This is a genomic window from Escherichia sp. WS33 (genome assembly GCF_046486385.1).
Lineage (GTDB): Bacteria > Pseudomonadota > Gammaproteobacteria > Enterobacterales > Enterobacteriaceae > ECMA0423.
In genome coordinates, this window is sequence record NZ_JBJQLJ010000013.1 from 43,299 (window position 1) to 64,586 (window position 21,288).

20 protein-coding genes are annotated in these 21,288 nt (G+C 51.4%); 9 read left to right on the plus strand and 11 right to left on the minus strand.

Annotated elements, in window-relative coordinates:
• Positions 1-298: 298 nt before the first annotated feature.
• Positions 299-829 carry an inorganic diphosphatase gene (gene ppa, locus ACJHXA_RS12465; protein WP_000055072.1) on the plus strand — a complete coding sequence of 177 codons (531 nt, stop codon included), beginning with the start codon at positions 299-301 and terminating at the stop codon, positions 827-829.
• A gap of 79 nt (positions 830-908) precedes the next feature.
• Here the strand turns inward: ppa and chpB are convergent, their stop codons facing one another.
• The 5 genes from chpB to tamA form a co-directional block, all read right to left on the minus strand.
• Complete coding sequence (chpB, locus tag ACJHXA_RS12470) at positions 909-1,259, minus strand: endoribonuclease toxin ChpB (RefSeq protein ID WP_000239579.1); 351 nt, start codon at positions 1,257-1,259, stop codon at positions 909-911.
• Positions 1,253-1,504 (minus strand): type II toxin-antitoxin system antitoxin ChpS, encoded by a 252-nt coding sequence (gene chpS, locus ACJHXA_RS12475; protein ID WP_001223208.1) that lies wholly within the window; start codon positions 1,502-1,504, stop codon positions 1,253-1,255. Before chpS ends, chpB begins: the two co-directional genes overlap by 7 nt.
• Before the next feature lie 212 nt (positions 1,505-1,716).
• Complete coding sequence (locus tag ACJHXA_RS12480; protein WP_001219160.1) at positions 1,717-2,058, minus strand: gamma-glutamylcyclotransferase; 342 nt, start codon at positions 2,056-2,058, stop codon at positions 1,717-1,719.
• Positions 2,059-2,060: 2 nt separating this feature from the next.
• A complete protein-coding gene (gene tamB / locus ACJHXA_RS12485; RefSeq protein WP_000060901.1) occupies positions 2,061-5,840 on the minus strand; it encodes an autotransporter assembly complex protein TamB in 3,780 nt (1,259 codons plus the stop codon).
• The gene (tamA, locus tag ACJHXA_RS12490; RefSeq protein ID WP_001269327.1) at positions 5,837-7,570 is read right to left on the minus strand and encodes an autotransporter assembly complex protein TamA; all 1,734 of its coding nucleotides are present in this window, start codon (positions 7,568-7,570) and stop codon (positions 5,837-5,839) included. The genes tamB and tamA overlap by 4 nt, the downstream gene beginning before the upstream one ends.
• A 205-nt stretch (positions 7,571-7,775) precedes the next feature.
• On the opposite strand from tamA, the gene msrA reads away from it, so the two are divergent.
• Positions 7,776-8,414, plus strand: coding sequence for a peptide-methionine (S)-S-oxide reductase MsrA (gene msrA / locus ACJHXA_RS12495; RefSeq protein WP_001305659.1), 639 nt, complete (start codon positions 7,776-7,778; stop codon positions 8,412-8,414).
• A gap of 322 nt (positions 8,415-8,736) precedes the next feature.
• Positions 8,737-10,080, plus strand: coding sequence for a hemolysin family protein (locus tag ACJHXA_RS12500; protein WP_000935046.1), 1,344 nt, complete (start codon positions 8,737-8,739; stop codon positions 10,078-10,080).
• Positions 10,081-10,141: 61 nt separating this feature from the next.
• On the opposite strand, the gene ACJHXA_RS12505 is transcribed toward ACJHXA_RS12500, so the two are convergent.
• Positions 10,142-10,348, minus strand: coding sequence for a DUF1107 domain-containing protein (locus tag ACJHXA_RS12505; protein WP_000689228.1), 207 nt, complete (start codon positions 10,346-10,348; stop codon positions 10,142-10,144).
• Between the two features lie 324 nt (positions 10,349-10,672).
• Here ACJHXA_RS12505 and ACJHXA_RS12510 point away from each other — a divergent pair, with 324 nt between their 5' ends.
• Positions 10,673-11,230, plus strand: coding sequence for a YtfJ family protein (locus ACJHXA_RS12510; protein ID WP_000175289.1), 558 nt, complete (start codon positions 10,673-10,675; stop codon positions 11,228-11,230).
• On the opposite strand, the gene cysQ is transcribed toward ACJHXA_RS12510, so the two are convergent.
• Positions 11,220-11,960 (minus strand): 3'(2'),5'-bisphosphate nucleotidase CysQ, encoded by a 741-nt coding sequence (cysQ, locus tag ACJHXA_RS12515; RefSeq protein ID WP_000886895.1) that lies wholly within the window; start codon positions 11,958-11,960, stop codon positions 11,220-11,222. The genes ACJHXA_RS12510 and cysQ overlap by 11 nt on opposite strands.
• A gap of 189 nt (positions 11,961-12,149) precedes the next feature.
• On the opposite strand from cysQ, the gene cpdB reads away from it, so the two are divergent.
• Positions 12,150-14,093 (plus strand): 2',3'-cyclic-nucleotide 2'-phosphodiesterase, encoded by a 1,944-nt coding sequence (gene cpdB / locus ACJHXA_RS12520; protein ID WP_000589439.1) that lies wholly within the window; start codon positions 12,150-12,152, stop codon positions 14,091-14,093.
• A 117-nt stretch (positions 14,094-14,210) separates the two neighbouring features.
• Here the strand turns inward: cpdB and ACJHXA_RS12525 are convergent, their stop codons facing one another.
• Positions 14,211-14,591, minus strand: a complete 381-nt coding sequence (locus ACJHXA_RS12525) for a winged helix-turn-helix transcriptional regulator (RefSeq protein ID WP_000084622.1) — start codon at positions 14,589-14,591, stop codon at positions 14,211-14,213.
• Between the two features lie 88 nt (positions 14,592-14,679).
• Between ACJHXA_RS12525 and qorB the strand changes: the two genes are divergently transcribed.
• From qorB to ytfE, 3 genes are all read left to right on the plus strand, one after another.
• Positions 14,680-15,540 carry an NAD(P)H:quinone oxidoreductase gene (gene qorB / locus ACJHXA_RS12530; protein WP_000560565.1) on the plus strand — a complete coding sequence of 287 codons (861 nt, stop codon included), beginning with the start codon at positions 14,680-14,682 and terminating at the stop codon, positions 15,538-15,540.
• Positions 15,541-15,647: 107 nt separating this feature from the next.
• Positions 15,648-16,613: a DMT family transporter gene (locus ACJHXA_RS12535; protein ID WP_001297263.1), complete on the plus strand. Its 966-nt coding sequence runs from the start codon at positions 15,648-15,650 to the stop codon at positions 16,611-16,613.
• Positions 16,614-16,720: 107 nt separating this feature from the next.
• Positions 16,721-17,383, plus strand: a complete 663-nt coding sequence (gene ytfE, locus ACJHXA_RS12540) for an iron-sulfur cluster repair protein YtfE (RefSeq protein ID WP_000331456.1) — start codon at positions 16,721-16,723, stop codon at positions 17,381-17,383.
• A gap of 44 nt (positions 17,384-17,427) precedes the next feature.
• On the opposite strand, the gene cycA is transcribed toward ytfE, so the two are convergent.
• A complete protein-coding gene (cycA, locus tag ACJHXA_RS12545; RefSeq protein ID WP_000228346.1) occupies positions 17,428-18,840 on the minus strand; it encodes a D-serine/D-alanine/glycine transporter in 1,413 nt (470 codons plus the stop codon).
• Positions 18,841-19,148: 308 nt separating this feature from the next.
• Complete coding sequence (gene fklB / locus ACJHXA_RS12550; protein WP_000211225.1) at positions 19,149-19,769, minus strand: FKBP-type peptidyl-prolyl cis-trans isomerase; 621 nt, start codon at positions 19,767-19,769, stop codon at positions 19,149-19,151.
• Positions 19,770-19,987: 218 nt separating this feature from the next.
• On the opposite strand from fklB, the gene ACJHXA_RS12555 reads away from it, so the two are divergent.
• A complete protein-coding gene (locus ACJHXA_RS12555) occupies positions 19,988-20,617 on the plus strand; it encodes a LysM-like peptidoglycan-binding domain-containing protein (protein WP_001119492.1) in 630 nt (209 codons plus the stop codon).
• On the opposite strand, the gene ACJHXA_RS12560 is transcribed toward ACJHXA_RS12555, so the two are convergent.
• Positions 20,618-21,256, minus strand: a complete 639-nt coding sequence (locus tag ACJHXA_RS12560; RefSeq protein WP_001356012.1) for a TetR/AcrR family transcriptional regulator — start codon at positions 21,254-21,256, stop codon at positions 20,618-20,620.
• Positions 21,257-21,288 lie beyond the last annotated feature (32 nt).

The following is a 21,288-nucleotide window of genomic DNA, read 5'->3' on the forward strand; positions in this document are numbered from 1 at the left end:
CGTCGGGGTAATTATTATTGGTGAAAAGATGTTCGCGGAAAAACTATAGACAATTCGTTATGTAACGGATTGCGTTACATCACACTTCATAAAAGTAAATAAAACGTTAATCACAAGTTTGTAATCGCTTTCATCTCACTATGAAAAATGCGGCTACGGTTATGGATTTTCCTGCTCTGTATACCGTCTTAAAACTGGCGAAAAAGGAAAATGAAGACGAAAACAAGCGAAGACATTCGGCGCGAGTTGGCTATAATACTCGGCACTTGTTTGCCACATATTTTTAAAGGAAACAGACATGAGCTTACTCAACGTCCCTGCGGGTAAAGATCTGCCGGAAGACATCTACGTTGTTATTGAGATCCCGGCTAACGCAGATCCGATCAAATACGAAATCGACAAAGAGAGCGGCGCACTGTTCGTTGACCGCTTCATGTCCACCGCGATGTTCTATCCGTGCAACTACGGCTATATCAACCACACTCTGTCTCTGGACGGTGACCCGGTTGACGTACTGGTCCCGACTCCGTACCCGCTGCAGCCGGGTTCTGTGATCCGTTGCCGTCCGGTTGGCGTTCTGAAAATGACCGACGAAGCCGGTGAAGATGCGAAACTGATTGCTGTTCCGCACACCAAGCTGAGCAAAGAATACGATCACATTAAAGACGTTAACGATCTGCCAGAGCTGCTGAAAGCGCAGATCGCTCACTTCTTCGAGCACTACAAAGACCTCGAAAAAGGCAAGTGGGTGAAAGTTGAAGGTTGGGAAAACGCAGAAGCCGCTAAAGCTGAAATCGTTGCCTCCTTCGAGCGCGCAAAGAATAAATAAGTTCTTATAGCGCAATAACCCTGAACACCGGGCTTCGGTTAGTAAGGGTTTTTTTATGCCCGCGATAAATAAACACACCTTATTCCACCACCGCCTGCAAGCGTAATAACGCCTCTTCCACCACCTCATCCGCAGCCAGACCAATACGCTTTGCCAGCCGGGCGCGTAGATCCATCATCCGCACCTGATTCACCAGCACCACGCCGTGCACATCGCCTTCTTCGCAATGTAAAGGAACGCTAAATCCGGCATAACGGGCAAAATTTCCGCCCTGCGTAATGGGGGCCACCAGCGTCATTCCCAGTTGATTAAAGGCTTGAACGGAGAGCACAAGCGCAGGTCGACCAGCACCTTGCTGTTCATGGCCGCTTGCTGGATCAAAGCCAACCAGCACAATGTCTCCCCGTTCAAATTCACTTTTCTTTACCATATTTCGTCACCCGCAGGGGTGGATTTACCCCAGACATCCTGCTCGCTAAGTTCCGCGGCGTTCATGTCACACTGTGCCAGCAGTTCATCAAGCGAGTAGCGCCTGGAGATGGGTGTCAGAATCAGTTGGTTGTTGCTCACCTGCGCTTCCACGCTCTGCCCCGGCTGTAAGTTAAGTTCTTTCATTACGATATTGGGAATGACCATACCTGCACTGTTCCCCCATCTTTTTATGGTAATACGCATCTGCACCTCCTTAAGTTATACAAAGTATAACTCACGGTGCTACAGGAAACGTTTTACCCCTGCACATTTGTGAACGCCAGCAGAGTTTTTTATGCGATTGCAGATATGGAAAGCGGCTCGGAGAGAAAAGCAAAAGATGGAAAAGTTACAAAAAAAAATCGCGAGATACATCGCATAAAACAACGCCACCCGAAGGTGGCGTGCTTTTATTATTACTTATCCCTGTCTAACCAGTCGCCGCTTTCAATTAGCTTTAATCCATCGACGGGTCGTTGATAAACGTACATCCATGCACTCCCGTACGGCGTCTGAATCAACTGGCGCGCGTATTCACCGCCCCTGGTGCGCAAGGCATCAAGTTCGGCCAGCGTGGCGTTGTCAATACGATAAACTTCACCGTGTACTGTTCCGTTCCCCGGAACTGCGCCTGGATAGTGGCCCAGGCTATACAACTGGTAGTTATCGATACTGAAATCGCCCAGTAACTGGGCATTGGTCATCCAGTGACTGTTGCCTTGTTTGTGGCGTAAACTGCCGTAGACAAATATTCGCATTGCTAAAACTCGAACTGATAGAGCAAATCCAGTGCCTGGTCTACACCAGACACGGCTTCCAGATATAGCTTAGGCATCAGGCGATAACGTAACGTGAGTGTTGCTATAGAGTCAAATATACCCACGCCATATTTCACTTGCAGACCTGGCAATACATAGCCGCTGACCACTACCTGGGAGGAGTCGCCTACTCCCTGGGTGTCGAGCGCTAAATTGCTTACGCCAAACGTCTCGCCGATTTTACCCACAATCTGGCCACTTTGCGCAACCCCCAGACCAATCAGCATCGAGGTCATTGCCGCACTGTCGCTCTGATCGCTCTCCAGCCCTTGTCCACGTAGCAAATAAGACAATGCAGCTTGTTGCGACATCGCCGGGTCAGAGAAGATCTCCGCTTTCGGTTCGTCCGCCAGACCAGTGACGCGAACTCCGGCGATTACGTCGTCTTCTGTAGCATCCGGGTTACGAATAGCTTCAATATTAAGATACGGTTGATCCGGCGGACCAGAGAACAGTAACTCACCCTTACGCACAATCAGATCCTGACCATAGGCATGGAAGCGCCCTTCAGGGATGTTGATCTGCCCGTTCAGGCCCAGCCCTTGTTTGTCCTGTACGACGTTAAGATCGCCCGTCAGCCGCGCTTTCAGGCCAAAGGCGTCAATGCGCACATTGTTGCCAACGTGGACAATCAGGTTACTGTTAATCGGAATCGACGCCGTTTTCGGCTCTTCCGGTTGCAGGTTATCGTTAAGCATCACCACATCGCTGGAGACGCCTACTGCGCTTTCCGGCAGATCGTGCACCACGATGCGCGCCCACGGGACATCCACGCGACCATCGAGGGTAAACAGGTTTGGTGTAGCCTCGAATACAACATCTGGCGATACATCCATTCGTACCATCGGCGGCACGGTGATCCGCACTTTACTGCCTTTCGCCGTTACTCGTGCCCGCCAGTTTTCAATTTGGCTCCAGTCGGCATCACCGTTCAGGTAGATTTCACCCTGCTGGGTCCGTACTGTACCGGCAAGCGTCGAGCGCATACCGTTAAAGTTGACCGCAAGCTGGCTCGGCTGCATATCAAACGGCATAAAGTTGCCGTCGATATCCACACCCGTAACCTGAAGCTGACCAAACAACTGCGGGCTTTGCACATCACCACCCAGACGCAAGTTGGCACTCACCATCCCCGCTGCTTTTTCCCCACGGGTAAAGATGGGGTTTATCATCGCAAGGTTGAAGTTACGGATATTGACGTTGCCACCAAGATTACGGCGGCCTTGCGGATCGGTCACCTGCACCTGTCCATCAAACTGGCCGTTATTGGTCAGGCGGATGGTCCAGCCCAATTCGGCACGGTTGTTACGCAATTCCGCCGTCAGATTCAGTGTCTGAAACGCCACCGGCAGCGCCGCATCGTTGACGGTTTGCGTTACCTGCACGTTACGCCCCGAAAGGGTGATACTGCCCTGCGGCAGCCCCTCTTTCGTGGTGTCCCAGGCAACATCCGCTTTACCCGTGAAGATACCGCTGGCCTGAGTGGTTTCTGGCATAAACGGTTTCAGCATGGCGAGGTCGAAGCGGTTGAGATTCACCACCGCACGCCCTTCGGCCCCCGCATCGATAGTTTGCGGCACGCACAGTTCCGCATTCGGGTTAAGCCAGCAGTGTGGCCCGATGCTGATTTTTTGCTCCTTATTGCGGTAATCCAGCGCAATATCGCGGGTCAGCGACCACGGGCCGACCGGCGTCTGGAAGCGGGTATTGCTAAGAGTTCCCTTCCAGCGTTCTTCTTTGCGATCAAAACTTCCTGCCAGATTAAGCTGCCCGGAGACAGGCTCGCCCTGAATCCGCAACTGTAGCTCGTGCTGCTTTTCGCTGCCTTTGGCATTCAGGGTGACGAGGTTGATATTGACATCCGGCTGCGAAATTTGCTCAACGCGTACGTCGAGTTTACCCGCAATCTGATCGGTGGATTTGATATCGCCTTCCACGCGAACCTGCGCCACGGAAAGTTCCTGCCAGCGCAGGCCGCGCGCGGTGATATCTGCCAGTAGTTGTGGCGCTTCCACCGTGCCGCGTACTTTCACCAGCCCTTTCGCTGTACCGCCAAGCCCCGGCAGCGCGTTATCCAGCCCCGGCGCGTTGATGGTGGCATCAAGATTGAGATCTTTTACCCCCAGCTCGCCTTTCACTTCGGCACTGTTTGGCCCCAGTTCCAGATGCAGCCCTGGGATCATCCACTGCATATAACTGTTGCCTTTCAGCGTGCCGTCAACATTCACTTTGTTCTGTTTGACGTTACCGGTCAGCTTCAGTTCTGGCACCTCCATCTGCCAGGTGCCGCCGTACAGGCTACCGCGGGTTTTAATCAAGCCATTGAGTTTCGACGGCCACTCTGGGATCTCTTTGGCGGTGTTAATGCCGTTAAGCGTTAGCTCACCGCGCCAACTAATGGCCTGCTGCCAGTCGAGCAACGCCTTGAGTTCAGTTTTCCCTTCCAGCGCCGCGACGGTGAGTTTGTCGAGATTGACCTGCTGTTCATTACCTTTGGCATCAAGGGTAATGGTGGCTGGCGGGATCTCCAGTCCCTTCACTGCCGTACGCATAGAGAGCGTGTAATCGGTCATTTTGCCGGTAAGTTTCAGTTTCAGATCATCCGCCTGATACTGCTTCTCACCAGTGAACGGCCAGTAAATCTGTTTGCTGTTCACTTCCACGTTGAGCGGCAATCCGGCTTCCGCCAGTCGCGTCTGGGCGCGTAAATCCATATCCACCGGACCGGAAAGATTAACGCCAATCTCCAGCTGTTCGCGCAGCGCGCCGCCCACTTTTAGCTTCACTTTTTCACCTTTCAACGGCTCCACGTTCAGTGTGCTGTTGAGGGTGATATCCACCGGCCAGTTGTCTGACAGCTGCGCCGTGCCGCTGGCGTTGACGATCCCCTGGTTGGAATCGATATCCAGGGCGTCCAGTTTAGTATTGCCGTCAATGCTGCTCACTTTCAGCAGCATGGTGCGCACGGTGATGTCCGTGTCGCCCGTCACGCGTAACTGCTCGCCTTTAAACTCTTCAATGTTCAGGTTAAGCGGCAAATGCACGTCGGTCATTTCCGGCAATACCGGGCGAGAAAAGAGATCTTTCAGCGTTTCGCCGAGCGGCTTTTCATCCGGCTGCGGATTTTCAATCTTCGGTTCGACGACCTCTTCCTGCGCCACTTCCGCCACTTTCGGCAGAGCAATCAGCAGGCCTTTCAGCGACGTCGGTTTCAGGGTCAGGGTTTTCTCCTGCCAGTTCAGGCCGGAGGTGAAGTCCATCACCGATACCGTGGTGTCATCAATCTTGATGTTGACGTTATCCAGCGCCACCCGTGTCAGGGTGATGGGATACGGCGTGGAGAGATCCAGCGGACCGCTATCTTCCTCTTCTTCAACCTGTTCAGAAGGAGGCATTTTTTTACTGTCGATGTTGACCTGAATGTCTTTCAGCGCCAGGTCATTAATACAAACGCTACTGTTCCACAGGCACTCAAGCCCGACCGCCAGATGCAGATTGCCCGCTTTTACCGCCACGCCTGGCTGCTCATAACGAACGTCAGACAAGGTGAGATCGCGCCAGCCGCCGGTGACCTTGCCAATATCCAGTCCTGGTACCCAGCGATCCGCCGCTTTAAATACCAGATGCAGGCCACTGGTGGTGCCCACCAGAAACGCCACCGATCCCAGCAACAGTAAGATAACGATAACCACGCCGAGGCTGATTTTTTTCCATAAACTCATAATTCTGGCCCCAGACCGATGTAAAACTGTAACCCGTGTTCGTCTTTATCCGCGACCGGTACGGCAAAATCGAGTTTGATTGGCCCGACCGGCGATTCCCAGCGCACGCCGACCCCGGTACCGGTCTTAAAGTCGCTGCGGCGAATATCGCTTACCGCTTCGCCACTATCGACAAACACCGCGCCCCACCATTTTCCGGTCACGTTGTACTGGTACTCCAGCGATCCGGTTATCAACTTCGAGGCCCCTTTCAGGTCACCGTTGGCGTATTTCGGGGCGATAGATTTGTATTTGTAGCCGCGAATACTGCGATCGCCCCCGGCGAAGAAACGCAGATCCGGCGGTACTTTGTCGAAATCACCGGTTTCAATCCAGCCCAGCGTGCCGCGTGTAACAAAACGATGGCGATCGTACAGTGTGCGGATCCAGACGTTTTGTGCCTGGAAAACGGAGAAATCGACATCTGAGCCCCAGGCCGTGTTGGAGTAGTCGATAGAGTAGCGTTGCGAGTCGCCCCAGGTTGGCATCAAGCCACCACGAGAACGCGTGCGGCTAATCATCACCCCTGGATAAAACAGCATCGTGGTGTTGGTAATTTCACCCTGAGTAAAGTGGTCGAGACTCCAGCGCAGGTTAATGGCACGCTGCCAGCCGCTGGAGAGATCCCAGTAGCGAGAAGCCACCAGCGTAGTGGAGTCAGACTCGGTATCGTTCAGGTCAGTGCGCTTAAAACCGCCCTGCACCAAATAATATTGTTCCAGTGGATTCTTCAGCAGCGGCATTTTATAGCTGAAGTCGAGGGTCTGTTCCGGCGCGGAAATACTGGTACTGGTGGTCAGACTGTGACCATAAGAGTTCATCCACGGCTTTTTCCACGTCGCTTTCACGCGCGGTCCCACGTCCGTAGAGTAACCGACCCCGGTTTCGATGGTATTTTCAGTTCGCGGCGAAACCACGCCCGTCAATGGTAATACTTTCGTTTCGCGCGCTTTATCAAATTGTGGAGCCACTACGACCGAGTTAAACCAGCCGGTAGCAGAAAGTCGACGGTTCAGTTCCGCCAGATCTTTCGATTCGTACTCATCGCCCTCTTTAAACGGCACCAGATTTTGCAGGTATTCATCGCGGATTTGTGATCCTTCAAAGGTCACATGCCCAAAGCGGTAACGTTCGCCACTGTTATAATCAATATCCCAGAAGGCTTTATGCAGGCCGAGCGCAATGCCCAGCTGCGCTTTGGTAAATTCGCTATCGAAATAACCTTTACGCAACGCAATGCTGGTTAAGGACTTTTTGAAATTTTCATAATCGCCCTGGTTCAGTACCGTGCCAATAGCCGGGCGAGTATCGAGCAATTTCAAATAGTCTTTATCGGTCCGCGCGCCGCCGCGCAATACCACATCGGTGCCGCCAATTAACACCGGCACGCCTGGCGTGACTTTGGCGATCAATACCTGCCGCCCTTTCTTTGGCGGTGGACGGAGATCAAATTCAATGGTCGGCTGGTAATAACCCAGCGCTTTCAGACCTTCGCGGATGGCATCATCGACGCGTGCGCGAAAGCGACGGTCTGGCGTCACTTCATCACTTTCAATCGTAGAAAGCTGCGCACGAACGTTCTTTTCCAGCTGTCCCGATAACCCCTCGACCTGTAGACGGACGTTCGCGGCGACGGCAGATCCGCTTAAGCAGAGTAAGCTTACACAGCATAACTGTCGGATATAGCGCACATTTTCTCCTGAATATCCTTTTTTCCTGCCCCTGGAACGCCGTTAAACGGCTTAACAAAAATCCAGTAATATGGATTAAAAAGCAGACTAAACCCCAAATATTTCTTATGTTTTACTTTAGACCTATTCACGGTGGTTATTGTGTGCAAATACGCCTCTTGTTACAACCTTAACCCCAATGACCGATTTTCGGGAGAGCGACACCATGAGTTTATTTGATAAAAAGCATCTGGTTTCCCCCGCCGATGCCCTGCCTGGACGTAACACCCCGATGCCCGTAGCCACGCTGCATGCGGTCAACGGTCACTCAATGACCAATGTACCTGACGGAATGGAGATTGCCATTTTTGCGATGGGTTGTTTCTGGGGTGTGGAGCGTCTGTTCTGGCAGTTACCCGGCGTTTACAGCACCGCCGCAGGCTATACCGGCGGCTATACGCCAAATCCGACTTATCGGGAAGTGTGCTCCGGTGATACGGGTCATGCCGAAGCGGTACGCATTGTTTACGATCCTTCCGTCATCAGCTATGAGCAGTTGCTACAGGTATTTTGGGAGAATCACGATCCCGCCCAGGGAATGCGTCAGGGCAATGACCACGGCACGCAGTATCGTTCAGCGATTTATCCGCTGACCCCAGAACAGGATGCCGCAGCTCGCGCCAGTCTGGAACGTTTTCAGGCGGCGATGCTTGCCGCCGATGACGATCGTCGCATCACCACGGAAATCGCTAACGCCACACCGTTTTATTATGCCGAAGATGACCACCAGCAATATCTGCATAAAAACCCGTATGGTTACTGTGGAATTGGCGGAATTGGCGTCTGTCTGCCGCCGGAAGCATAGCGTTACGGGTACAAATGTAGATTGTCGATAAAGTGCTATTTGTCTATGCCGGATGCGGCGTAAACGCCTTACCAGGCCTACAAAATCGTCCAAATTCAATATATTGCATGGACTGCGTAGGCCTGATCGGCATAGCGCATCAGGCAGTTTTGCATTTATCAGCAGCCTGAATTTTAACCCTCTGGCGGCTTTACAGTACCTTACGCTATACTAGCCACTGAAAATGCCGGTTCACTTTCTTCGAATCGGCTTTCAATGTGTATTTCACACAAATTAATCAACTTCCCCTTCCGAGGATCTGGCCTGAAAGGTCGGATAAGATATGTTAAACAGTATTTTAGTCATACTCTGCTTGATCGCTGTAAGTGCGTTCTTCTCGATGTCCGAGATCTCACTTGCCGCCTCACGCAAAATCAAACTTAAACTGCTGGCTGATGAAGGCAATATAAATGCCCAACGCGTTCTGAATATGCAGGAAAATCCCGGCATGTTCTTTACCGTGGTCCAAATCGGTCTGAACGCAGTGGCGATTCTCGGCGGTATCGTCGGTGATGCGGCATTTTCTCCAGCTTTTCACAGCCTGTTCTCCCGCTATATGTCGGCAGAGCTCTCTGAGCAACTGAGCTTTATTCTCTCTTTCTCGTTAGTGACTGGCATGTTTATCCTGTTTGCGGATTTAACCCCGAAACGCATCGGTATGATTGCGCCAGAAGCTGTCGCTTTGCGTATCATCAACCCGATGCGCTTCTGCCTGTACGTTTGCACCCCGCTGGTGTGGTTCTTCAACGGCCTGGCGAACATGATCTTCCGTATTTTCAAACTGCCAATGGTACGTAAAGATGACATCACTTCTGATGACATCTACGCGGTAGTGGAAGCCGGTGCGCTGGCGGGCGTGTTACGTAAACAGGAACACGAGCTGATTGAAAACGTCTTTGAGCTGGAATCCCGTACCGTTCCGTCTTCAATGACACCGCGTGAAAACGTGATTTGGTTTGATCTCCACGAAGATGAGCAAAGTCTGAAGAATAAGGTGGCGGAACATCCGCACTCTAAGTTCCTCGTCTGTAATGAAGATATTGACCACATCATCGGTTATGTCGATTCTAAAGACCTGCTGAACCGCGTGCTGGCTAACCAAAGCCTGGTACTGAACAGCGGCGTACAAATTCGCAACACGCTGATTGTGCCGGATACGTTAACCCTTTCAGAGGCGTTGGAAAGTTTTAAAACCGCAGGTGAAGACTTCGCGGTGATCATGAACGAGTACGCGCTGGTGGTGGGGATCATCACCCTCAACGACGTGATGACCACGCTGATGGGCGATCTGGTCGGTCAGGGGCTGGAAGAGCAGATTGTCGCCCGTGATGAGAACTCATGGCTGATTGACGGCGGCACCCCAATTGACGACGTCATGCGCGTGCTGGATATTGACGAGTTCCCGCAGTCGGGCAACTACGAAACCATCGGAGGCTTTATGATGTTTATGCTGCGTAAGATCCCGAAACGCACCGATTCGGTGAAATTCGCCGGCTACAAATTTGAAGTGGTGGATATCGATAACTACCGCATCGACCAGCTGCTGGTGACCCGGATCGACAGCAAGGCCACCGCCCTTTCGCCAAAACTGCCTGACGCTAAAGATAAAGAAGAAAGCGTCGCGTAACCCCCAGAAACATCAACGGCTCCTGAATCAGGAGCCGTCTTATTACTGCATAGCACTTTGGTTAAGCCATCTCTGTTTGCAGACGCATAACCTGACGGTTAACTTCGGACATCACTGACAAATGCAGCTTATCCTTCACTTTTGGGATAAGAATCTTACCCTTATCAAATTCAAAAGCGCCAACGTCCTTGATGTATAACCGTCCACGGAACAGGATCTTTACGTACTTCGCCACCTGAAGTGGGTTGTACCGTTGGAAAATTTTCATTGTTATCTCCTGCTGAGTATTACGCCTGTGCGGTGCCACAATCGGCCCAACTATTATGAGGCGCAAATTTTAATGCCTAGTGACTATAGACTATCCGGGCAATGTTTCCACCGCGTATAACTTTTTTTACCTAAAGGTTACAATTATTCAGAATTATCTTTTTACCGAAGCGCGGTCTTCAGTATAAGCATTCATTTTTCATATGATTTGTGCGCTTGACCGCAAACTGGCATCACACTTGCGGGAAATTCGATAAATAGCACATATGATTAAAACTCAGACCCAAGTGGTCGGATCACCTGCATATCATAAGAAGGAAACACCATGACCCTACGCAAGATTCTGGCACTCACCTGCCTGCTGTTGCCGATGATGGCTTCCGCACATCAGTTCGAAACCGGTCAGCGAGTGCCGCCGATTGGCATCACCGATCGTGGCGAGTTGGTGCTTGATAAAGATCAGTTTAGCTACAAAACCTGGAACAGCGCGCAGTTAGTGGGAAAAGTGCGAGTACTGCAACATATTGCTGGTCGCACCTCTGCAAAAGAGAAAAACGCGACGCTGATTGAAGCGATTAAATCAGCGAAGTTACCGCACGATCGTTACCAGACCACCACCATTGTTAACACCGACGACGCAATTCCGGGTTCCGGCATGTTTGTGCGCAGCAGTCTGGAGAGTAATAAAAAGCTTTATCCCTGGTCGCAGTTTATTGTTGATAGCAATGGCGTCGCACGCGGTGCCTGGCAGCTGGATGAAAAAAGTTCCGCTGTAGTGGTGCTGGATAAAGACGGTCGCGTGCAATGGGCCAAAGACGGGGCGCTTACTCAGGAAGAGGTGCAGCAAGTGATGGACCTGCTGCATAAATTAATTAATAAATAGACACTCTGAACCCAGGATTCAGGAACGACTCGCGCGGAGTGTAATCCAGCGGTTTACCCTGCCAGTCGTGAACGTGCGCTCCGGCAGCCGCAGCCACAGCATGACCAGCGGCGGTATCCCAAATATTCGTTGGCCCGAAACGCGGGTACAGCTGCGCCTGTCCTTCCGCCACCAGGCAGAATTTCAGCGAAGAGCCGATGGACGTGGTCTGATGTTCGCCAAGCTGTTGCAGATACTCTTTCAGCTCCGCATCCGCATGGGAACGGCTGATCACCACCAGCGGCGGGCGCGCATCGCGGACCTGAATCTGCTTGCGCACGCCGCACTCTTCTTTCCACGCTTTGCCTTCTGCCGCGCTGTACATTACGTTCATTACCGGCGCATACACCACACCTAAAATCGGTTTGCCATGGTCAATGAGTGCAATGTTAACGGTGAATTCGCCATTACGTTTAATAAACTCTTTCGTACCATCCAGCGGGTCTACCAGCCAGTAACGCTGCCAGTGCTGACGGGCTTCCCAACCGGGAGGATCTTCTTCAGAAAGGACCGGAATATCCGGTGTCAGCGTACGTAAACCGTCCATGATAACGGTGTGTGCGGCAATATCCGCTGCCGTTACCGGAGAATTGTCCGCTTTGCTGACGACGTCCATCGGTTTCGTCCCGTCGTAGACCTGCATAATGGCATCGCCTGCATTCCGTGCAAGCTGGCATACTTGATCTAACATTTCTCCACCTCGTCTCTGTGAGCGGTGTTAACTTATTGTTTTACTTATACCCTATCGTTAATGAATGCGCCAACTGTGATAGTGTCATCATTTTCAAAGCGTAAAATTGTGGCATTCTTCACTGTTCTATAAGTAAGACGTTTATTCTCCCTTTTCTTTCGTATTCCCGATGATAAAAGGATGTCCCTGATGATTAAGTTTAGCGCAACGCTCCTGGCCACGCTGATTGCCGCCAGTGTGAATGCAGCGACGGTCGATCTGCGTATCATGGAAACCACTGATCTGCATAGCAACATGATGGATTTCGATTATTACAAAGACACCGCCACGGAAAAATTCGGACTGGTACGTACGGCAAGCCTGATTAACGATGCCCGCAATGAAGTTAAAAACAGCGTACTGGTCGATAACGGCGATTTGATTCAGGGGAGTCCGCTGGCCGATTACATGTCGGCGAAAGGATTAAAAGCAGGTGATATTCACCCGGTCTATAAGGCATTAAATACGCTGGACTATACCGTCGGAACGCTTGGCAACCACGAGTTTAACTACGGTCTGGATTACCTGAAAAATGCGCTGGCAGGAGCGAAATTCCCTTATGTAAATGCCAACGTCATTGACGCCAGAACCAAACAGCCAATGTTTACACCGTATTTAATTAAAGACACCGAAGTGGTCGATAAAGACGGAAAAAAACAGACGCTGAAGATTGGCTATATTGGCGTCGTGCCGCCACAAATCATGGGCTGGGATAAAGCTAATTTATCCGGGAAAGTGACGGTGAATGATATTACCGAAACCGTGCGCAAATACGTGCCTGAAATGCGCGAGAAAGGTGCCGATGTTGTTGTCGTTCTGGCACATTCCGGGCTGTCTGCCGATCCGTATAAAGTGATGGCGGAAAACTCAGTTTATTACCTCAGTGAAATTCCGGGCGTTAACGCCATTATGTTTGGCCATGCTCACGCCGTTTTCCCGGGTAAAGATTTTGCTGATATCGAAGGGGCTGATATCACCAAAGGCACGCTGAATGGTGTTCCGGCGGTAATGCCGGGCATGTGGGGCGATCATCTTGGGGTGGTCGACTTACAACTCAGTAATGACAGCGGTAAATGGCAGGTGACGCAGGCGAAAGCGGAAGCACGGCCGATTTACGACATCGCCAATAAAAAATCCCTCGCGGCGGAAGACAGCAAGCTGGTAGAAACACTCAAAGCCGATCACGATGCCACACGCCAGTTCGTCAGCAAGCCAATCGGTAAATCTGCCGACAACATGTATAGCTATCTGGCGCTGGTGCAGGACGATCCGACCGTGCAAGTAGTGAACAACGCGCAAAAAGCGTATGTCGAACATTACATTCAGGGCGATCCGGATCTGGCAAAACTGCCGGTGCTTTCAGCTGCCGCACCGTTTAAAGTTGGTGGTCGCAAAAATGACCCGGCAAGCTATGTGGAGGTGGAAAAAGGCCAGTTGACCTTCCGTAATGCCGCCGATCTTTATCTCTATCCCAATACGCTGATTGTGGTGAAAGCCAGCGGTAAAGAGGTGAAAGAGTGGCTGGAGTGCTCCGCCGGACAGTTTAACCAGATTGATCCCAACAGCACGAAACCACAGTCACTCATCAACTGGGACGGTTTCCGCACCTATAACTTTGATGTTATTGATGGTGTGAATTATCAGATTGATGTTACCCAGCCCGCCCGTTATGACGGCGAGTGCCAGATGATTAATGCCAATGCGGAAAGGATTAAGAACCTGACCTTTAATGGCAAGCCGATTGATCCGAACGCCATGTTCCTCGTTGCCACCAATAACTATCGCGCTTACGGCGGCAAATTTGCCGGTACGGGCGACAGCCATATCGCTTTTGCTTCACCGGATGAGAACCGCTCGGTGCTGGCAGCGTGGATTGCTGATGAGTCGAAACGTGCGGGGGAAATTCACCCGGCGGCAGATAACAACTGGCGTTTAGCACCGATAGCTGCCGATAAGAAACTGGATATCCGTTTCGAAACTTCCCCGTCAGATAAAGCCGCAGCGTTTATTAAAGAGAAAGGGCAGTATCCGATGAATAAAGTCGCGACCGATGATATCGGGTTTGCGATTTATCAGGTGGATTTGAGTAAGTAAAACACTTCTTTTTCGGCCTATAAATCATCAATCGCATCCGGCATTTATTGGCGGATGCGATGCTGGCGCATCTTATCCGCCCTACAAGTCATACACCGTAGGCCGCGCATCCGGCAGTTATGCCGCACGTTCATCCCGCACCGCCAACACCTCGGGCAAATTCAACTCAATCCAGTCCGCCAGTGCAGCAACCTTTTCGCTCACCTGCTCGCCCAGCGGCGTGAGGCTGTATTCAACATGCGGTGGCACCACCGGATACGCGATACGGTTAAGAAAACCATCCTGTTCTAACGCCTGTAACGACTGCGCAAGCATCTTTTCGCTCACCCCGCCGATTTTGCGCCGCAGGTCGCTAAAGCGATGAGTACCTTCGCGTAGCGCCACCAGAATCAACACCCCCCAACGGCTGGTGACGTGTTTCAACACCTCGCGCGACGGGCACTGTTCCGCAAAGAGATTGCCCTCTTTCAGTTGTTGCGACAGGCTAACCTGACTCATTTCATACTTACCTTTTTGTATGTACTTACTAAAAGTAAGTTTAGGTGTTAGCGTATTTAAACACAAGACAAAACGATGGAGACTTCCCATGATCGCTATTACTGGTGCCACTGGCCAACTTGGTCACTATGTTATTGAATCCTTGATGAAAACGGTTCCTGCCAGCCAAATAGTGGCTATCGTTCGTAATCCGGCAAAAGCCCAGGCCCTGGCAGCACAAGGCATTACCGTGCGTCAGGCTGACTACGGCGATGAAGCCGCACTGACATCTGCACTTCAGGGAGTGGAAAAACTACTGCTGATATCTTCCAGCGAAGTGGGTCAACGTGCCCCGCAGCATCGTAATGTTATTAATGCCGCAAAGACGGCTGGCGTGAAATTTATCGCTTATACCAGCCTGCTACATGCAGATACCTCCCCGCTCGGCCTCGCCGATGAGCACATTGAGACGGAGAAAATGTTGGCTGATTCTGGCATCGTTTACACCCTGCTGCGCAACGGCTGGTACAGCGAAAACTACCTCGCCAGCGCCCCGGCAGCACTGGAACACGGCGTATTTATCGGTGCGGCGGGCGATGGCAAAATCGCCTCAGCAACGCGGGCAGATTATGCGGCAGCTGCGGCACGCGTGATTAGCGAAGTCGGTCACGAAGGCAAGGTTTACGAACTGGCGGGCGATAGTGCCTGGACGTTGACACAGTTAGCGGCAGAGCTGACCAAACAGAGCGGAAAATCCGTTACCTATCAAAATCTGAGCGAAGCCGATTTCGCCGCGGCACTGAAAAGCGTCGGACTGCCCGACGGACTGGCGGATATGCTGGCGGATTCTGACGTTGGCGCATCGAAAGGCGGTCTGTTTGATGACAGCAAAACGCTTAGCAAACTGATTGGCCACCCAACGACAACGTTAGCCGAAAGCGTAAGCCATCTTTTTAATGTTAATAACTAGTTAATTAAAGTGGCATCCTCCCGCATCCTCTCTGATAATGACGGGATGCCGGGAGCAATCATGTCTGCTTCCTGAACTTTCTTCTGACAGATCAATGGATGCCAGTAATGATTAGCGGCGTGCTGTACGCCCTGTTAGCAGGGTTGATGTGGGGGCTTATTTTTGTCGGGCCGTTGATCGTGCCGGAATACCCGGCGATGTTGCAGTCGATGGGGCGTTATCTGGCGTTAGGGTTAATTGCGCTGCCCATTGCCTGGCTGGGACGCGTGCGTCTGCGTCAGTTGGCGCGTCGCGACTGGCTTACCGCCTTGATGCTCACTATGATGGGCAACCTCATTTATTACTTCTGCCTTGCCAGTGCCATTCAACGTACTGGCGCGCCTGTTTCCACGATGATTATCGGCACCCTGCCGGTGGTCATTCCTGTCTTTGCCAATCTGCTTTATAGCCAGCGCGACGGCAAACTCGCGTGGGGAAAACTCGCCCCGGCACTGATTTGTATTGGCATCGGCCTCGCGAGTGTGAATATTGCTGAGTTAAACCACGGACTCCCCGATTTTGACTGGGCACGTTATACCTCTGGCATCGTGCTAGCGTTAGTTTCCGTGGTCTGCTGGGCGTGGTATGCCCTGCGCAACGCCCGCTGGCTGCGGGAAAATCCCGACAAACATCCGATGATGTGGGCAACAGCGCAGGCGCTGGTCACACTGCCGGTTTCACTTATCGGCTATCTCGTCGCTTGTTACTGGCTGAATACGCAAACGCCGGACTTCTCCCTACCCTTTGGCCCCCGTCCGCTGGTGTTTATTAGTCTGATGATTGCGATAGCCGTGCTTTGCTCATGGGTTGGCGCACTCTGCTGGAACGTCGCCAGCCAGCGATTACCGACAGTGATTCTCGGGCCGCTGATTGTTTTCGAAACGCTGGCAGGTTTGCTGTACACCTTTTTACTCCGCCAGCAAATGCCGCCGCTAATGACGCTGAGCGGTATCGCGCTGTTAGTGATTGGCGTGGTCATCGCGGTCAGAGCAAAACCAGAAAAACCTTTAACTGAATCTGTCTCAGAAAGTTGACACGCTGGCAGTGAGTTAAATAAGCCTCTGCTACGTAAGGGTTATAGCTTTTGCCTTAAAGATGCATTTAAAATACATCTTATCTTATTAAGAATGAGGTATCAGCTATGGCTTATCGCGACCAACCTTTAGGTGAACTGGCGCTCTCTATTCCTCGCGCTTCAGCTCTGTTTCGTAAATATGATATGGATTACTGCTGTGGCGGTAAGCAGACGCTGGCGCGCGCGGCGGCACGTAAAGAACTGGATGTTGAGGTCATTGAAGCTGAACTAGCAAAGCTCGCTGAACAACCGATTGAGAAAGACTGGCGTAGCGCCCCGCTGGCAGAAATCATTGACCATATCATCGTGCGCTACCACGATCGTCACCGCGAGCAGTTGCCGGAGCTGATCCTGCAAGCGACTAAAGTCGAGCGCGTTCACGCCGACAAACCGAGCGTGCCAAAAGGGCTGACAAAATACCTGACTATGCTGCATGAAGAGCTTTCCAGCCACATGATGAAAGAAGAGCAGATCCTCTTCCCGATGATCAAACAAGGCATGGGCAGCCAGGCAATGGGGCCAATCAGCGTAATGGAAAGCGAGCACGATGAAGCGGGTGAACTGCTGGAAGTAATCAAACACACTACCAATAACGTCACACCGCCGCCGGAAGCCTGCACCACCTGGAAAGCGATGTATAACGGCATTAATGAACTGATTGATGACCTGATGGATCACATCAGCCTGGAAAACAATGTACTGTTCCCACGCGCGCTGGCGGGTGAGTGATCTAAAAGCTGGATGGCATTGCGCCATCCAGCATGATAATGCGGTTATTTCCGCAGTTCAGCAGCCCGCTTCTTACCAATAAACAGCCAGCCCAACCCCAGCGCGATAAACCACAGCGGGGTAACCAGCAGCGCCTGGCGAGTGTCATCTTCCAGTGTCAGCAACACGACCACGAACACAAAGAACGCCATACATACCCAGCACATCAGCTTGCCGAGCGGCATCTTGTAGATCGACTTCTCATGCAGATGAGGACGCTGTTTGCGGTACACCAGGTACGAGCAAAGGATAATTGTCCAGACGAACATAAACAGAATCGCGGAAACGGTTGTAATCATCGTGAACGCGCCAATCACACTAGGATTCACATACAACATCACCACGCCGCCGAGCAGACAGATACACGAGAACGTCAGCCCTTTCGCGGGTACTGCGCGCTTAGAAAGTTTAGCGAACGCTTTCGGCGCAACACCTTCCTGCGCCAGACCAAACAGCATACGGCTGGTAGAGAAGACGCCGCTGTTAGCGGAAGACGCCGCAGAGGTCAGCACCACAAAGTTGATCACGCTGGCAGCCGCAGGCAAACCCACCAACACGAACAGTTCAACAAACGGGCTTTTCTCCGGGACTACCGAACTCCACGGCGTCACGGACATAATTACAATCAGCGCGAAGACGTAGAACATAATGATACGGATCGGAATAGAGTTAATTGCACGCGGCAGTGATTTCTCCGGATCTTTGGTTTCCGCAGCTGTTGTACCTACCAGCTCAATCCCCACGAAAGCGAAAACCGCTATCTGGAATCCGGCAAAGAAGCCACTTAAACCTTTCGGGAACCAGCCGCCGTCATTCCACAAATGCGCGAATGACGCTTCCACACCGGTCGGTGACTGAAAGTGCATCGCCACCATGACCAGGCCGACGACAATCAGCGACACGATGGCGACGATTTTGATCATCGCAAACCAGAACTCCATCTCACCGAACATTTTCACGGTGGCAAGGTTGAGCGTCAGCAGCAGCACTATCACCGCCAGCGAGGCGACCCAGTCGGAGAGATCGGGGAACCAGAACTGAGCATAAGCCGTGATCGCCACCACGTCTGCCATACCGGTTACAACCCAGCAGAACCAGTAAGTCCAGCCAGTGAAATATCCTGCCCACGGCCCGAGTAAATCGGAAGCGAAGTCACTAAAAGATTTGTATTCCAGATTCGAAAGCAGCAATTCCCCCATTGCCCGCATCACGAAAAAGAGCATAAAACCAATGATCATATAAACGAAAATGATCGACGGCCCGGCAAGGCTAATCGTTTTGCCAGACCCCATAAACAACCCCGTACCAATGGCACCGCCAATGGCAATAAGCTGAATATGTCGGTTTGTGAGATTGCGCCGTAGCGACTGTTCAGCCGGAGCCTGATCATCGGCAACGACTTTTACCTGATCTACCATGTTTTTTTCTTCCTGTACCTGTCTGTGTTGTTCAGGCTCTACGGCCTTTAGTCAGTCTATGATACGACGAATCTGTATCGGGACTCATCGATATTAGGTAACAATACGCGGGATGAATACTAAGATTTAGATCTAATGTTAATTTTATGTTTAAAGTGAGTGTCATATCACGGTGATAACGCGAAACAGCTCACAAAAATACACGCTTACGGGGTCTTTGCAACACAAAATAGCGCCGTTTGGCAAACTGAAGGGTTTATTGCTGAATGCCTGCTCCCCTCTGGTTCGAGGGGAACAGAATGCGCTGCTTAGAGGATTTCCAGCAGTTCGACTTCAAACACCAGGGTGCTGAACGGAGGGATGGATGCGCCTGCGCCGCGCTCGCCATATGCCAGTTCCTGCGGGATAGTCAGTTCCCATTTAGAACCTACCGGCATCAGAGTCAGTGCTTCAATCCAGCCAGGGATCACGCCATTAACCGGAAATTCAGCGGGTTCACCACGAGCAACGGAGCTGTCAAACACGGTGCCGTCGATCAGTTTACCGGTGTAATGAACACGAACGCGGTCGGTACGTGCCGGAATTGCGCCTTCACCCTGGTTGATCACGCGGAATTGCAGGCCAGATTCGGTGCTATTCACACCTTCTTTTTTGGCGTTTTCTTCCAGGTATTTCACACCTTCAGCAGCCATCGCCTGGAAACGCTGACGACGAACGGCATCGGCGCGCTCGTGGATTTCACGCAGCGCGCGATGCACCACATCAACCGGAACAGCCGGATGTTTGCCTTCCAGCGCATCGGCAATACCTGCAACCAGTGCTTCTGGCAGCAGCCCTTCCAGGCCAGATTCACTCAGTTGTTGCCCTACCTGCAAACCAATGCCGTAGCTTGCTTGCGCTTCGATGGTGTCAAAAGTTGGGGTGGTCATCGTATTTCCTTTCTTAGGGTATAAAGTAGCGGGCAGGATATCAGCCACGCTTCTTCTGGTAAAACTTTGTCGCGGGATGAGTGACAAATCCCAGGGAAACAGAAACAATAGGGATAATCCGCATGAATACAAAAACAGCGGTAATACCACGGACATCATAGCGTTAGCTTATTACTGCGCTATGATTGAGGAACACGACGCGGAGCTGGAGGAAAACCATGCCTGGGCGCTTTGAACTAAAACCAACTCTGGTGAAAATCTGGCACGCACCAGATAACTTTCGCCTCATGGACCCGTTGCCGCCGATGCATCGCCGGGGAATCATTATTGCGGCAATAGTGCTGATTATCGGTATTCTTCTGCCTGGAGATGAAACACGCCAGATGCCTGTTGTCACCCGCGAAGCGCAGTTAGATATGCAATCACCCCCCCCAGGTGAAGCACAGCTACAGGCACATTTAGTGACGCCGCAAAACGATCCGGATCAGGTCGCCCCGGTCGCGCCGGAACCTATTCAGGAAGGTCAACCTGAAGAGCCACCTGTTGCAGAGACACAATCTTTCCAACCGGAAAGTGGTATCGATCAACAGTGGCGGACATATCGCGTAGAACCAGGCAAGACCCTTGCCCAGCTGTTCCGCGACCATAATTTGCCGCCTACAGATGTGTACGCTATGGCCCAGGTCGAGGGCGCGGATAAACCGCTCAGTAACCTGCAAAATGGTCAGATTGTTAAAATCCGTCAAAATGCGAATGGGGTGGTTACCGGCTTAACCATTGATACGGGAAATAATCAGCAAGTACTGTTCACCCGCCAACCTGATGGTAATTTCATCCGCGCACGCTGATTACCCACGGGCAGGGTTCACCAAAAGCCAGCTCAGGATGGTCTCTTTGATCACTCTGCGTCTGGCTTCCAAAGCCTCAGGTGAAACCATGCTAATGTGATAAACCATCCCCAGTGTGTACTGGTTTATTAAATAATATGCACCCAGTGCGGCGATATTAATATTGATTTGTAAGGGATCAATATCTTTCTTAAAGGTTTTCTGTCGCTGCCCTTCTTCTAATAACGAAGCCATTGACTGCAAATGTGCATGGTTAATTTCAGCGAGGCGTTTTGATTTTTTATAATGCACACCCTTACTTTGGTTTTCACTATGGACAATTTTTAAAAACCACGGATTATTGATGTAATAATCCCAAGTAAAATCAATTATTTTCTCGATCGCAATAACCGGAGAAAGCCCTGAAATGTCAAGCTCTCTCTCTTTTTCGCGAATATCGTTCCAGGTATATTCCAGTACTTCAATAAACAAATTTTCTTTATTACCAAAGTGGTGATAAACCGTCTGTTTACTACACCCTGCTGCCTTAACAATATTATCTACTCTGGCCCCTTCATAACCATATTCGGCAAATTCATTAACCGCACATAGCAGCAATTTTTCCTTCAGGTTTTGTGCGTGACTGGTATCAAGATACATTCCACTTCCCCACTTCCTCTTCGTGATGGCTA

What these genes read in the sequence shown, in the direction of transcription:
- ppa (WP_000055072.1), top strand. Translation starts at nt 299, where the DNA reads ATGAGCTTACTCAACGTCCCTGCGGGTAAAGATCTGCCGGAAGACATC.
- chpB (WP_000239579.1), bottom strand. Translation starts at nt 1,259, where the DNA reads ATGGTAAAGAAAAGTGAATTTGAACGGGGAGACATTGTGCTGGTTGGC.
- chpS (WP_001223208.1), bottom strand. Translation starts at nt 1,504, where the DNA reads ATGCGTATTACCATAAAAAGATGGGGGAACAGTGCAGGTATGGTCATT.
- ACJHXA_RS12480 (WP_001219160.1), bottom strand. Translation starts at nt 2,058, where the DNA reads ATGCGAATATTTGTCTACGGCAGTTTACGCCACAAACAAGGCAACAGT.
- tamB (WP_000060901.1), bottom strand. Translation starts at nt 5,840, where the DNA reads ATGAGTTTATGGAAAAAAATCAGCCTCGGCGTGGTTATCGTTATCTTA.
- msrA (WP_001305659.1), top strand. Translation starts at nt 7,776, where the DNA reads ATGAGTTTATTTGATAAAAAGCATCTGGTTTCCCCCGCCGATGCCCTG.
- ACJHXA_RS12500 (WP_000935046.1), top strand. Translation starts at nt 8,737, where the DNA reads ATGTTAAACAGTATTTTAGTCATACTCTGCTTGATCGCTGTAAGTGCG.
- ACJHXA_RS12505 (WP_000689228.1), bottom strand. Translation starts at nt 10,348, where the DNA reads ATGAAAATTTTCCAACGGTACAACCCACTTCAGGTGGCGAAGTACGTA.
- ACJHXA_RS12510 (WP_000175289.1), top strand. Translation starts at nt 10,673, where the DNA reads ATGACCCTACGCAAGATTCTGGCACTCACCTGCCTGCTGTTGCCGATG.
- cysQ (WP_000886895.1), bottom strand. Translation starts at nt 11,960, where the DNA reads ATGTTAGATCAAGTATGCCAGCTTGCACGGAATGCAGGCGATGCCATT.
- cpdB (WP_000589439.1), top strand. Translation starts at nt 12,150, where the DNA reads ATGATTAAGTTTAGCGCAACGCTCCTGGCCACGCTGATTGCCGCCAGT.
- ACJHXA_RS12525 (WP_000084622.1), bottom strand. Translation starts at nt 14,591, where the DNA reads ATGAGTCAGGTTAGCCTGTCGCAACAACTGAAAGAGGGCAATCTCTTT.
- qorB (WP_000560565.1), top strand. Translation starts at nt 14,680, where the DNA reads ATGATCGCTATTACTGGTGCCACTGGCCAACTTGGTCACTATGTTATT.
- ACJHXA_RS12535 (WP_001297263.1), top strand. Translation starts at nt 15,648, where the DNA reads ATGATTAGCGGCGTGCTGTACGCCCTGTTAGCAGGGTTGATGTGGGGG.
- ytfE (WP_000331456.1), top strand. Translation starts at nt 16,721, where the DNA reads ATGGCTTATCGCGACCAACCTTTAGGTGAACTGGCGCTCTCTATTCCT.
- cycA (WP_000228346.1), bottom strand. Translation starts at nt 18,840, where the DNA reads ATGGTAGATCAGGTAAAAGTCGTTGCCGATGATCAGGCTCCGGCTGAA.
- fklB (WP_000211225.1), bottom strand. Translation starts at nt 19,769, where the DNA reads ATGACCACCCCAACTTTTGACACCATCGAAGCGCAAGCAAGCTACGGC.
- ACJHXA_RS12555 (WP_001119492.1), top strand. Translation starts at nt 19,988, where the DNA reads ATGCCTGGGCGCTTTGAACTAAAACCAACTCTGGTGAAAATCTGGCAC.
- ACJHXA_RS12560 (WP_001356012.1), bottom strand. Translation starts at nt 21,256, where the DNA reads ATGTATCTTGATACCAGTCACGCACAAAACCTGAAGGAAAAATTGCTG.